Raw genomic sequence first — 12,212 nt, forward strand, 5'->3', positions numbered from 1 at the left:
TGAAGTGAAACAATTTTAAATAAAGCTGAAATTCACACAAAAACGGGGAGTGCAGAACCGATCTGAAGAAACGAAGTGTTCGCATTTATCCTCGGATTTTCCCTTTCATCAGGGAATCAAAAAAATCTGGGGATAACGGCGATCGGAAGATGGTACTGCAATCGTAGTTGGACGTGTAACATTCGGTCATTCATTTTACATTAAGTGAAAAAGGAGCATTGCGGAACAATGCATATGGAATACATCAAGGGATTTACATTTGGCTGGATGAGCGGCAGGGGAGACTTCCGCAAGCCAGAAGCGAAAGAATCCTTGCGTCTGATGGCTGAACGCACAGGCAGTTCGCATGTTATTTTTGCATTGGCGGCGCAGCAGGATCATCCGCAGGCTGTAGAGGTCAAATATGAGGGTGAACATATGGTGGAAGACGATGAATTGGTGGACATGATACGCTACGCCCGTACGCTCGGACTGCGGGTCATTCTGAAACCAACTGTCAATTGCACCGATGGCACATGGCGGGCACACATTAACTTCTTTGATATCGATGTGCCGTGTGAGCCGAAATGGAAGGACTGGTTCCGAAGTTATACCACGTATCAGAAGCACTATGCATCCATTGCAGAGCGCGAGAATTGCGAGATGTTTATTGTAGGTTGTGAGATGGTGCAGTCCGAGCGCCGGGATCAGGAATGGCGTGAAGTGATTGCGGGAGTACGTGAAGTGTACACGGGTCTCGTATCGTACAATACGGACAAGTACCAGGAAGGACATGTGAAATGGTGGGATGCCGTGGACGTCATCTCGTCGAGTGGTTACTATCCCATCGGAGACTGGGAAGCGCAGCTGGATCGGATTGAACAGGTCATTGCACCCTATGGCAAACCTTTCTTCTTCGCGGAAGCGGGTTGCCCTAGCCGCAGCGGATCGGCGCAGGTACCGAACGACTGGGGGTTAACAGGTGAGGTCAGCGCGCAAGAACAGGAGCAGTTCTATGAAGCCATGTTCCGTCATGCAAGTAAGCGGGAGTGGGTACGCGGGTTTGGACTGTGGGACTGGAGTGCCCATCTGCATCAGGAGCAGGATGCCCTGAGCAACGATGGATACGGCGTTTATGGTAAACCAGCGGAGAAAATCATTCGCCGTTTCTATGAAGGCATTGCAGTGGAAGTCTGACTTTCCTTGAAATTGAATCATCCCCATCCACTTGAATAGCTCTTATATAGATAAAGATACTGTCGTGTCCATACACGCAGTATCTTTTTGATTAGTTCTAATATTATATTTATCAAATTGAATATCGAATACAGATTGTTAGAGGAATAAATTTTTAATTGGTGATTACATGATGAATGTTTTTTATAGAGCGAGCTATCCAGTTACCCCATCTTCCGCCCAAGCTGCTCGATCTTATCCAACCATTTCTTTCTCTGTTCCTCGGACTGTTTACCCACCAGATCTACAGGTGTTATGCGCACAGGTTTGATGCCTGTCAGAGCAAAGGTGGAGATCTTCATCATTTTGTGTGCGGGCTCACCCTGGAACCATTTGTAGTACCAGTTCGGACCATCCATGGTGGTGATCATGCGAGCCGTACGGCCTTTGAGCAGCTGATCCGGGAAAAGTTTACCTTTGTGATATTTGAAGGCATAACCTGGCATAAAGATGCGGTCGATGAATCCTTTGAACAAAGCTGGCGGTCCTCCCCACCAAATCGGGAATATCCATACCAAATGCTCTGCCCACTTTATTGCCTCTTGGGCTTCTAGCAAGTCCGGTTCAAGCGGCAGTTTATTACGATAGCCTCCCTCTAAATTCATGTTGAATTCCAGTTCGTTTAGGGTGATCATGCGAACCTCGGCACTTGCCTGCACAGCACCTTTACGATAAGCCTCGGCGATTGCGCCATTGTAACTTGGGGAAACGGGATTGCCCTGGATGATTAATATTTTCTTCATGATGACGACACGTCCTGTCTATTTTAGTTAATGAACACTAACCTCATGTGCAAAAGAAAAGGTCACGAATGACCCGGTAATCACATCAGAATGTTCTGACGGTTTGTTGATGATAATTCTTTTTCTTTTTATTCCAACGGAAGCTGCCCCAACATCGACGACAGGCGATGAACGGTTTCCCCAGTGTACGGAACAAGCAGCTCGGGCAGCTCACCTTGCATACTGGAGACGCCCATGCGTGTAATGGCGCCAATAACCAGAACAGCCGTGAGACGTGAATCCTGATCTGGCAGCTCCCCCCGCATAATTCCCTGATCGATCAGGTCAATTAACGCATCCAGCGGCTGACGGTAATCTTCGCTGCTTCCAGCTTCAATGAAAATCTCGTGATTCTGTGAGATCAACAGCAGTCCGTAAGGATCTTCATCATGCAATTGAAGAACCTCGGTAATCAGTTGCCGGAAGCGCTCCAGCACCGGACCTTCCTGGTGAACATAACCGTCAATCAAGGCGGTATAGTCCGCGCAATATTGGGTGAAGGCTTCGAGAGCAACAGCATCTTTGTTCTTAAAATGTTTGTAAATCGCCGCATCGGTTACACCAGCGGCGTCACCGATCTCTTTGACGGAAATGCCGTCAACGCCTTTAGTTGCGAACAAGCGCATTGCCGCTTGTAGGATGTCTTTCTTTTTGCTGTCTACATGAGGTTTGTTCTTCATGATTGTATAGTAAGTGATCGCTAACTAAATTGCAAGGGTAATTTATGAATTGCTTGATATTCTGCATCCAGAGTGCTGCTGTTCAAAAGCTTGCAGCTTGGTAGGTGTCAACGTATGATGAATAGAAATAAGCACTTTACATCATTACCGATTACGTTTTACAAACTGCAAGATATAGAGGGATACGCCTGTTCAACGGGAGCTTTGTCCCTGCGGGTATGGCGGAAGCTAATGATGCAAAATGCCGGCGTTTTCATTCGGACTAATTACGGAGGGCACGGAGTATGGTTAACCAGGGGAATGCAGAATTACATGTTTCTTGCTGGGTGACCCCGCAAGGAATGTTGAATGACCGTTATGTATGCAAACGTGAACGGCTGTACAAAGGCATGAACGGCAGATATGTCGAGCGATTCACAGCCCCGGGTGGAGAGAGCTATATTTTTAAGCCGTTGACCCATCAAGGGCAGCATGGGCGTGAACAATGGATAGCAGAGCATGTGCTGGTGCATTTACCGCCGATCTATCCCCGGCTCATCGCTGCATCAGTCAGAGACGCTACACCGGATCAGAGCTGGCTAATCTACGAGGATCTGGGACAACTGGTGCATGATTCGCGGGAAAATACGCTGTCAGCTGCTGCTGTAAACATGGCCGAATGGCACACGATACCTGTTTCCGGCTGGGGCGAAATGCCTCATGAAGGTCAGAAACCACCCATTCGGAACATGCTGGACGAGCTGCTCGGGCAGGCGAGAGCTACCGAGGATCTGCTATTCAAACTGGGAATGACGCTGTCTCCAATCGATTGGAACAGCATCATCACGTTAATTTGCAAGGCAGACGAAGAACTTCCACGAGTTCTGTGTCATGGTGACCTGCATCCCGGTAACATGGCGGATGTGAATGGCAGACTGGTCATCATCGATTGGGAGCATGCCCATCTCAACACGCCGCTTTGGGACATATATCATCTGGTGGATCTATCGCATCCGCTGTACCCGAGAAACGTTACGCCTGAGCTGCGGGAGCGAATCATTAATGTTTATCTGGACGGGCTGGAGCGCCATAGCGTTCAGGTTGACCGGGTTACTTTTAAAAGCTGGTACAGTGCATATGCCATTGTATTCTCGCTCTGGATGCTGCGTCTGATTGATGGGGATCTGAGAAGTGCAGACTGTGTATGGCCCGAGGAACAGCTGCGGAACCAGTGGCATGAGACGGCAATGACGCTGGAACAGTGCATGAACCGATTGTTCACGGAATAGAAATGAGGGGTGCAGAACATGCGTAAAGTAGGACTCGTAATGCGTAAAATTCAATTCACCGAGGCGCAGGGCCCGCGCGTATTTGCGGATCGGCTGAAGCAAATTGGGCTGGAGCTGGGTGTAGAGATTGTGTTCATCTCACCGGAGCGCCATGTGAGCGGGTATGACTGGTTGCCGGGTTATGAGCATGAGAAAGGCGACCTGGTGAACTATGATATCGTACTGGACCAGATATATAGCCAAAATATAGAGCATGTCATCTACACCGTATCCGGGTTTACGTTTTTGAAGATGTTTTTACCGAAAAGCGTGTTGTTCCCGCACAGCTTTCCCGACCCGGCGCTGACGGGTTACGAAATGATGAAGCCATTCTATACAATGGTGGATAAAGCGATTGTGCAGACGGAGTTTTTGAAAACAGAGCTGGGCCGCAATTTCGGGGTACATGACGTGAACGTCATTCCGATTGGCTTTAGTGAAGAGCTGGCGAACCGACATTACGACCCGAGTCAGGTCGTGCATAATCGCGTGCTCTGGATCGGTCGGGATGAGGCGAATCGCCGTCCGGATCTGGTGCTGGAATATGCCCGGCAGAACCCGGACAAGGAAGTGTACATGGTGTTTGGGGGCAGACGATACGAAGAAAGCATGAAGAAATACAGCATTCCGGACAACGTAAAACTGCAATTCGCGCTGACGCAGGATGAAGTATTCACCCTGATGAATTCGTCCAAGGTATATTGGAGCTGTTCGGCCTTTGATACGTTTGCGATGCCGCTGACAGAAGCGATGGCAATGGGCAAAATGGTGGTAAAACCCGAGCATGCCTGCTACGGACACATCCGTTCTACGCATGCCTTTGCAGGCAATGAGGATAACTGGTTTGAATTGGTGAACATGGCGGCTGCCGCGCCGCGCAGTGTGTCGGAAGACAACCGGGACTATGCGTTCGGTGCTTTCTCACGCACGATCATGAAAGAGGGATACCGAAACTTTTTCGCGAACTGGTTGAAGTAATACGTGGTCTGTAACAACGGGTTCTAACCATTCAGCAAGAAGGAGGATAACCTTATGGATGTACTCATCCTGTGGACGGTCGGTATGTGGGCGGTGCTGCTGCTGATTGAATGGCTCATCTATCGGATGCAAGGACGCCGAATGACCTGGGTTCAATATATACTGCCATGTGTGGCCTTGCTCGGCGGAGCTACTGTGATCATGATTAGCATTGATATTGGCGGGTGGAACGGCATCGGATATGCCTTGCTTGGCGCATCGCTCGGTACATCGGGAATGTTGACACTAATTACGGTGGCAATTACGGATGTGGTGTTCCGGCGTCGGGGAAGGTATTAATCGTAACGGTTAAACTGCTGTACAGTAAGGATGATTAGGCGATCAGACGGTTGCAGGAATGCATTCGTCTGTGATATATTGGCATTAATTATGACAAGGGAGGTGAAGACAGGTGAATCACGCGATGCTTAACAACCGTATTAGCCAGCTGCCAATTGCTATGGCTGGCATTGTTCATACTTTTTCAACTAACGGGAGAAGTCTGTCCAAATTTGAATATACGGAAATTAACATTTGTGAGAAGATGCCTGCCTTGACCTCATTCGGACGATAAGCAATTTTGCTTGAATTCTGAAGAGCCGCGGAGCTAACCTCCTGCGGCTCTTTTTGTGTTGCGGTCAGGATCTTCCAATCCATAGGAGGAACCTTATTATGATGATTATTAGCGCACAACAACTGACCCAATACCACGGAGCACATCTGGTGCTGGACGGCATTACGTTTGAAATTATGGAAGGCGACAAGGTCGCCCTGATCGGCCGCAACGGGAGCGGTAAAACAACATTGATGCGCCTGATGGCACGACAGAATCAACCGGATGAAGGGCAATTGATGATCAAGAAGGATACACGTATCGGGTACGTGGCTCAGGTGCCGGAAGGAATGGATGATTATACGGTGCTGGATGTGCTGAGTCTTGGATTCAGGGAGCTTATGGCGTGCCGGAGCCAAATGAAGGAAATGGAGCAGCAGATGTCCGATCCGGACTGTGCAGCCGATCCGAACCAATTGGAGCGCCTGTTGAAGCGGTATGCGGCGTTGCAGGAACAGTTTGAGCGTGAGGGCGGATATGAGATGGATGCCCGGATCGATCAGGTCGCGGACGGTCTGGATATTGCGAAGGAGCATTACGGATGGCGTTTTGGTTCGTTGTCTGGTGGTGAACAGACACGGGTTGTGCTGGCTTCACAGCTAATTGTAAGGCCTGATCTGTTATTGCTGGATGAGCCGACCAACCATCTTGATCTGGAGCGGGTGGAATGGCTGGAAGGATTTTTGCGCGAGTATACAGGTACGATTATCCTGATCTCACATGATCGCTACTTTTTGGACCGTGTGGCATCTAGGACGTTGGAGCTGGAAGATGGAGAAGCGCAAACGTCTGATGGCGGTTATACGGAATATATGAAGGTGAAGGAACAACGACTGCTGCAGCAATTTGAGGAGTTCAAGGAGCAGCAGAAGGTGATCAAAAAAATGAAGGAAACGATCCGCCAATTGGAGGAATGGGGCCGAGTCGGGGGCAACGAAAAGTTCTTCCGGCGTGCGGCTTCCATGCGCAAGGCTATTGAGCGGATGGAGCAGGTAAAGCGGCCAGTACTGGAGCGGCGTAACGCAGACTTCGATGTACGTCCTACGGATCGTACGGGAAAACGGGTGGCCGTTATGGAACAGGTCGAAAAGGCTTATGGAGAACGCCCAATTCTGCGAGGTGTCTCGGGATTACTCGAATATGGCGACAAAATTGCCCTGATTGGACGCAATGGTTCAGGCAAAACGACATTGTTCAAACTCTTGTTGGGCGAGGAGCAGCCGAGTGCAGGCAGCCTGGAGTGGGGTGCACGTGTGGATGTCGGCTATCTGGCCCAGCAAGAGGAGCCTTCCAATCCGAAGCTGAACGTGCTGGAATACTTCAGGTTGGAAGCGGGCGTGGAAGAAGGAGAAGCACGCGGCATTTTGGCCCGATATTTGTTCTATGGAGCAGATGTGTTCCGCTCGGTAGGACAGCTGTCTGGAGGGGAGTGGACACGGCTAAGGCTGGCTCTTCTGGTTCAGCGCAAGCCGAATGTGCTTTTGCTGGATGAACCGACCAACCATCTGGATATCGCTTCAAGGGAAGCGCTCGAAGAGTCGCTCGTTGATTTTGAAGGGACGGTGCTGGCCATCTCACATGACCGCTACTTCGTCAATCGACTCGCTTCCCGTGTATGGGAACTGGAGAACGGGCGGATGATCGCCTATCTGGGAGACTATGAAGCCTATCGCGAGAAGAAGCTTGATCTGCAAGCACGTGCAGCGGCAGCAAATCAGCAGATAGCAGGTGTAGCGACTCCAACACGTGGGAGTGCCAAACCGCCACAGGAGACGAGGTCCGCTGCAACGCCTGATACAACGTCCACATCCAAGAAGCTTTCCGCTGAACAATTGGAGCAAAGACTGGCTCGACTGGAAGAGCAAATTCTGGTGCTGGATCATCAGCTTGAATCTGCGGAGAACACGCCAGATGAGCTGGAGCAAATATGGAACGAACGCGAGCGACTTTCTGGCGAATACAATGAAATGTTGGCCCAGTGGGCAGAGCTGTGAGACAGGTCAGGTCAGGGAGCTGATCGTAAGTTAGATCTTGAAATAGATTTGAAATAGATGAAGAAAGGAAGAGGGCTGGAGAATATTCTCTGGCCTTTTTGCTTTTAAAAACTAACATACGAATAGATTCATTTCGATCTATATCTTGCTGATTGAAAAACGCTCTTGGGATTTATATAAAATGCTTTTTTACATGTCAGCGGGAATAGTGTAACTTTTTTCCTTCTCATGCGTTTAATACGTTTGTGTGTAATGAAACGGCTCCTCTTAGAGCTTACAGAAAGGCAGGTTATCGTTATTTATTATTCATTGACTTATCGGAACTGGTCGGATGACCGGCAGGTGGAGACGGGGGTATTGGAGCAGGCTTCGGTCACTCGTGATGAACTGTTCATGCGCAAGTTGGTTGATGCTACTCTGATGAAAAATAAGCTCTGGGCGCATCTGTCCAATGAATGCGAGGATCGTCGGGAGCATGCAGTCTACTTGACCGACTACAACAATCAAAAGCCTGCGGAATACGGTACAGCGATTGCGGACGCTGCGCTGGCGATGTGCAAAATGTCCTCCATGTTCAGCGCGGAATACATGCTGTGGAATGGGAGTGCATTTCAGGAATTGGACTTGGCGGAATCCTCCTCTTACACGATGGAGCTTGCCGAGCAGCTACTGGACCATTACATGGTCCGTGGCGGTATAACCTATGAATTTGTGTATTCCGTGCTGGATACGGATCGCAAGAAAGTGTTGTTTTTTATGAAGGAGGTGGATCTGTAATGGCCGAAAATCCCACACCCAAACCCGGCTCACGTGCCAAGCTGGTTGCCTTCTCGCTCATGCTTGCGGTTCCAGCCGTATTATCCGGTTGTGGCAGCAATAGCGATGAATGCGACCCGGAATACGATACCGGATGCGAGTATAACTCCAGCAGCGGGCACTATTACTATGGTGGCGGATCGTCCTATCGGAGCAACAAGGACAGCAGCTCCTACAGCAAATCCAGTTCCAAATCGAGCGGCTTTGGCAGCTTCTTCCGCAGTACGGGAGGTTAGAACCTGATGAGGCATATATACGAGCTGCCGTTCAGCCATGAAGAAGTATTCAGGGGCGAAGCAGGGCAACAAGTCCCGTATCACCGAATGTATGGCAAGCAATATTGTGTGCCTGCGTTAACGGTCTATACCCCTGCGGAGATGCAGGAATTGCGTGCAGCAGTTGAGGCTGTAGACGGGATTTATTGCAAGGTGATGCGTTTTATCCAGCAATACATGCCCGACTCTTTTCTGGAGCATCAATTGGGTATTCACCCCGGCCTTATTCCAGCGGCTCGCATGGAAATGGTGACTGGCGGGATCACTCGACAGGACTGGATTATTGGGGAAACGGGTCCCAAATGCATTGAAAATAACACTGATACCCCAACAGGCATACCAGAAGCAGCTGCGTTGGAAGGTATCTTGGTTGGGATGGCTGAAAAAACATCGCTCTATCCTCCATCTAAAGGCATGGATGAGTGTATCCGAGAATGCTTTCGCAGCTGGCTGGGTGCTTATGCACAGCAGGGACTTAAAGGCGCGGTGACCTTTACTTCGTTCGGAGATCATGTGGAGGATCGGACCAATACGGAGTATCTGATGAAGCTGTGTCAGGAGGCGGGGTATGAAACTTTCTATGCTCCACTGGAGGAATTGGAGATTATCCCCGGGGATTCACTTTACCATCAAGGGCGCGAGATCAACCTGCTGTACCGTCTCTATCCCCTGGAGTATCTGATCGATGACCGAGACGAGACGACGGGGGTGGACATCGGCGCTGCGCTTCTTGAGCTGGTACAGGAAGGACGACTCGGTCTGATGAATCCCGTACAACATGTGCTGATGCAGAGCAAAGGCTTCATGGCCGCCATCTGGTCGCTCTATGAACGCAATGAACAGACCCCGGAATATTGCGGATTTCGGCTGTTTAACGATGCAGAGCTGGAAACCATTTCACGGTATTTGCTGCCAACTTATTTCGAAGCAGGACCCTTTGAGCTGGATTCCATGCCCTATGTAGCCAAAAGCTATTGGGGACGCGAAGGCCGAGGGACCTCACTGCTGGGTGACGAAACGTTGCAGACTATGGGCAAGCCGAATACGTATCCACCTGTGAGCGTTCAGACGCCATCAAACTCGAACGAAACAGGCACAGTGGATGAAGAAGAGGAGCTTGCCGCCTATTATAATAATCAGCCCAAGATTTATCAGCAGCTCGTTCCAATGGAACAGGCCGTGATTCAGACTGAGGATGGCGAATACAGAGGTTATTTGCTTACAGGAGTATTTGTCATTAATGGACGTTTTGCCGGTGTGCTGCCGCGAATCGGGGAGAAAGTGACAGGAGATATGGCCTATTATTGCGCGGCCACGGTCAATGAACGGATGGATGATGAGGAGGAGAAGGAATGGACAATTTGGGATTGAACCTGCTGAATGTAGCGGTAGGTGTGGGCATTTTACTGGTTGTGTTGGTATGCGGGTATTTCGCTTTTAGCCAATTGACCCGGTATAACGATAGTGAGGAAATTGCGAAAGGCAACGAGGCGGCAGGCATGTACATGGGTAGCAAATTGTTGGGCCTGTGTATTATTGTGGGCATGGTGTCCTTCTCCACGCACTCGTGGCTGGATATGCTGCTCTGGTCGGCGCTGGGAATCATTATTTTGTGTCTGGTCTATATTATATTTGACTTCCTGACCCCCAAGATGCGGGTATGTGAAGAAATTGCACGAGGGAATATGGCCGTGGCACAGCTGCTGCGTTCCATTATCATCGGCGTTTCCATCGTCATCGGTACATTTTTGATGTAAAATAAATGCTAGCGATAAACGATAATTTAGAATAAATTTTTTGCCAAGAAGGAGCGCGGCATCATGAGAAAAGTCATCATTGATACAGATACAGCAGGAGACGATACGATTGCGATCCTGACGGCACTGCACCATTTCCAGGTGGAGGGTATCACGATTACAGGTGGGAACGTGCAGTTTGACCAAGAGGTAGAAAATGCACTGTACACCGTGCAGGTTGCAGGACATGGCGGCAAGGTACCTGTGTACAAAGGATGCGAACGCCCGTTAATGGCCTATGGCAAGGCCCAACACCGCACGGTGGAAGATGTGCATGGTGATGACGGAATGGGCGGAGCTCATTTCCCGAAGGCGGACCAGCGTCCCGAGGCAGGGCATGCAGTTGATTTTATCATTGAAAAGGTACACGCACATCCGGGCGAAATCTCGCTTCTTGCTATTGCACCGCTGACCAACATTGCGATGGCCATTCAGAAAGACCCGACTATTATTCCAGAGATTGCACATCTCTACATCATGGGTGGAACGAATAATGCACTGGGCAATATTACGCCAGCCGCGGAGTATAACTTCTATGTTGATCCGGAAGCAGCCAAAATTGTATTACACGCGGGCATTCCGATTACCATGGTTGGCTGGGAGATGTGTACTCAGTATTCCGTTATGGATGATGACGATCATGCGGAGATTGCAGCGCTAGGTACATCTGGTGCGGATTTCTTCACGGCCATCAACAAAGTGGTTATGCAGTTCAACAAATCGGTACATAAACTGAACGGCACCACTCATCCGGATACGTTGCTAATGGCTGTTGCCGCAGATGAGTCGCTCATGACCAAATCCGGTCAGTATTACGTGGATGTGGAAGCAGCAGGAGAATTAACGCGCGGATATAGCGTGGTGGATATCAACGGACGTTTCGGCAAAGAACCGAACGTACGCGTCTGCGAGGCCATTGACCGTCCGAAATTCAAATCGATGCTGCTGGACGTGCTCTCCGCTATTCAATAATTTTGAGAATTGTCCCTCATTCCGTATAAGACGGCTGGGGGCTTTTTTCATTTGAGACGGAAACGAGAGAACGTGTGAGCACAGGTTTGACAGCTCATTTGGATTCAATACTGCGGCTGTGTTAAAGTGGAGGAAACATTACGTTAAACCGGATGGTACGGTAGAAGACTGAAGGGTTAACATAGGCTAGGCTATAGCAGTCTGGCAGGAGGAGAGGCAACATGTTGTTTTATTTTATAGCACTGCTGGTTACCTTGGTAGATCAGGGCACCAAAATGGCGGTGAGGATGTATATGGAAGTTGGCGACACGATGAGACTTGGCGATTCGGGTATGCAGCTGCAGCATTATGAGAACAGTGGGATGGCCGGCAGCCTGTTTCAGGGGAACGCGCGTCTGTTCGGCGTGGTCGCCATTCTATTTATCGCAGGTATGATGTATTATCGGAGAAAAGGTGAAATTCGCGGTTTCTGGATGCAGGCAGGTGCCGGCTTCATGGTCGGTGGGGCTTTGGGGAATGCAATCGATCGCTTTATTTACGCACGGGTAACGGATTTCCTAGTGTTTCCGTCGGGACGCGGAATACTCAATTTGGCGGATGTCGCGATAAATGTTGGTGTGGTTATGCTGGTCATCGGTATGTTAATTCGTGCATTTCAGAGCTATCGGGCGAAGCGGTTGCGAAATGCATTGCCCAAAATTGAACGTTCATAATGAAACAACAACAGCTTTGCTGTAGGCCATTA

Annotated in this window: 14 protein-coding genes; 12 read left to right on the forward strand and 2 right to left on the reverse strand. The window is 49.6% G+C overall.

The window, feature by feature from the left end; all coding sequences use genetic code 11:
- Window positions 1-234 precede the first annotated feature (234 nt).
- A complete protein-coding gene (locus P364_RS0108985; protein WP_024629801.1) occupies window positions 235-1,176 on the forward strand; it encodes a glycoside hydrolase family 113 in 942 nt (313 codons plus the stop codon).
- A 203-nt stretch (window positions 1,177-1,379) separates the two neighbouring features.
- Here the strand turns inward: P364_RS0108985 and P364_RS0108990 are convergent, their stop codons facing one another.
- Window positions 1,380-1,961 (reverse strand): NAD(P)H-dependent oxidoreductase, encoded by a 582-nt coding sequence (locus P364_RS0108990; RefSeq protein WP_024629802.1) that lies wholly within the window; start codon window positions 1,959-1,961, stop codon window positions 1,380-1,382.
- 125 nt (window positions 1,962-2,086) lie between these two features.
- Window positions 2,087-2,677: a TetR/AcrR family transcriptional regulator gene (locus tag P364_RS0108995; RefSeq protein WP_024629803.1), complete on the reverse strand. Its 591-nt coding sequence runs from the start codon at window positions 2,675-2,677 to the stop codon at window positions 2,087-2,089.
- A gap of 284 nt (window positions 2,678-2,961) precedes the next feature.
- Here P364_RS0108995 and P364_RS0109000 point away from each other — a divergent pair, with 284 nt between their 5' ends.
- The 11 genes from P364_RS0109000 to lspA all read left to right on the forward strand — a co-directional run bounded on the left by P364_RS0109000 (window position 2,962) and on the right by lspA (window position 12,180).
- A complete protein-coding gene (locus P364_RS0109000; RefSeq protein ID WP_024629804.1) occupies window positions 2,962-3,945 on the forward strand; it encodes a phosphotransferase family protein in 984 nt (327 codons plus the stop codon).
- Window positions 3,946-3,963: 18 nt separating this feature from the next.
- Window positions 3,964-4,962: a glycosyltransferase gene (locus tag P364_RS0109005; protein ID WP_024629805.1), complete on the forward strand. Its 999-nt coding sequence runs from the start codon at window positions 3,964-3,966 to the stop codon at window positions 4,960-4,962.
- Between the two features lie 54 nt (window positions 4,963-5,016).
- Window positions 5,017-5,301, forward strand: a complete 285-nt coding sequence (locus P364_RS0109010) for a YesK family protein (RefSeq protein WP_024629806.1) — start codon at window positions 5,017-5,019, stop codon at window positions 5,299-5,301.
- Between the two features lie 112 nt (window positions 5,302-5,413).
- Window positions 5,414-5,575: a hypothetical protein gene (locus P364_RS37745; protein WP_173405214.1), complete on the forward strand. Its 162-nt coding sequence runs from the start codon at window positions 5,414-5,416 to the stop codon at window positions 5,573-5,575.
- Between the two features lie 98 nt (window positions 5,576-5,673).
- Complete coding sequence (gene abc-f, locus P364_RS0109020) at window positions 5,674-7,608, forward strand: ribosomal protection-like ABC-F family protein (RefSeq protein WP_024629808.1); 1,935 nt, start codon at window positions 5,674-5,676, stop codon at window positions 7,606-7,608.
- A 252-nt stretch (window positions 7,609-7,860) separates the two neighbouring features.
- Window positions 7,861-8,385, forward strand: a complete 525-nt coding sequence (locus tag P364_RS36810) for a hypothetical protein (RefSeq protein ID WP_236642133.1) — start codon at window positions 7,861-7,863, stop codon at window positions 8,383-8,385.
- Window positions 8,385-8,660 (forward strand): hypothetical protein, encoded by a 276-nt coding sequence (locus P364_RS0109030; protein WP_024629810.1) that lies wholly within the window; start codon window positions 8,385-8,387, stop codon window positions 8,658-8,660. Before P364_RS36810 ends, P364_RS0109030 begins: the two co-directional genes overlap by 1 nt.
- A gap of 6 nt (window positions 8,661-8,666) precedes the next feature.
- Window positions 8,667-10,070 carry a glutathionylspermidine synthase family protein gene (locus tag P364_RS0109035; RefSeq protein WP_024629811.1) on the forward strand — a complete coding sequence of 468 codons (1,404 nt, stop codon included), beginning with the start codon at window positions 8,667-8,669 and terminating at the stop codon, window positions 10,068-10,070.
- A complete protein-coding gene (locus P364_RS0109040; protein ID WP_024629812.1) occupies window positions 10,052-10,456 on the forward strand; it encodes a DUF350 domain-containing protein in 405 nt (134 codons plus the stop codon). Before P364_RS0109035 ends, P364_RS0109040 begins: the two co-directional genes overlap by 19 nt.
- Before the next feature lie 63 nt (window positions 10,457-10,519).
- Entirely contained in the window at window positions 10,520-11,467 is a 948-nt protein-coding gene (locus P364_RS0109045) for a nucleoside hydrolase (RefSeq protein WP_024629813.1), read from the forward strand.
- 221 nt (window positions 11,468-11,688) lie between these two features.
- A complete protein-coding gene (lspA, locus tag P364_RS0109050) occupies window positions 11,689-12,180 on the forward strand; it encodes a signal peptidase II (RefSeq protein WP_024629814.1) in 492 nt (163 codons plus the stop codon).
- Window positions 12,181-12,212 lie beyond the last annotated feature (32 nt).

The organism is Paenibacillus sp. MAEPY2, from assembly GCF_000499205.1.
Lineage (GTDB): Bacteria > Bacillota > Bacilli > Paenibacillales > Paenibacillaceae > Paenibacillus > Paenibacillus vandeheii.

Excerpts from the sequence above, each read along its gene's own strand:
- P364_RS0108985 (WP_024629801.1), top strand. The coding sequence starts at position 235 with ATGGAATACATCAAGGGATTTACATTTGGCTGGATGAGCGGCAGGGGA.
- P364_RS0108995 (WP_024629803.1), bottom strand. The coding sequence starts at position 2,677 with ATGAAGAACAAACCTCATGTAGACAGCAAAAAGAAAGACATCCTACAA.
- P364_RS0109000 (WP_024629804.1), top strand. The coding sequence starts at position 2,962 with ATGGTTAACCAGGGGAATGCAGAATTACATGTTTCTTGCTGGGTGACC.
- P364_RS0109005 (WP_024629805.1), top strand. The coding sequence starts at position 3,964 with ATGCGTAAAGTAGGACTCGTAATGCGTAAAATTCAATTCACCGAGGCG.
- P364_RS0109010 (WP_024629806.1), top strand. The coding sequence starts at position 5,017 with ATGGATGTACTCATCCTGTGGACGGTCGGTATGTGGGCGGTGCTGCTG.
- abc-f (WP_024629808.1), top strand. The coding sequence starts at position 5,674 with ATGATGATTATTAGCGCACAACAACTGACCCAATACCACGGAGCACAT.
- P364_RS36810 (WP_236642133.1), top strand. The coding sequence starts at position 7,861 with ATGAAACGGCTCCTCTTAGAGCTTACAGAAAGGCAGGTTATCGTTATT.
- P364_RS0109030 (WP_024629810.1), top strand. The coding sequence starts at position 8,385 with ATGGCCGAAAATCCCACACCCAAACCCGGCTCACGTGCCAAGCTGGTT.
- P364_RS0109035 (WP_024629811.1), top strand. The coding sequence starts at position 8,667 with ATGAGGCATATATACGAGCTGCCGTTCAGCCATGAAGAAGTATTCAGG.
- P364_RS0109040 (WP_024629812.1), top strand. The coding sequence starts at position 10,052 with ATGGACAATTTGGGATTGAACCTGCTGAATGTAGCGGTAGGTGTGGGC.
- P364_RS0109045 (WP_024629813.1), top strand. The coding sequence starts at position 10,520 with ATGAGAAAAGTCATCATTGATACAGATACAGCAGGAGACGATACGATT.
- lspA (WP_024629814.1), top strand. The coding sequence starts at position 11,689 with ATGTTGTTTTATTTTATAGCACTGCTGGTTACCTTGGTAGATCAGGGC.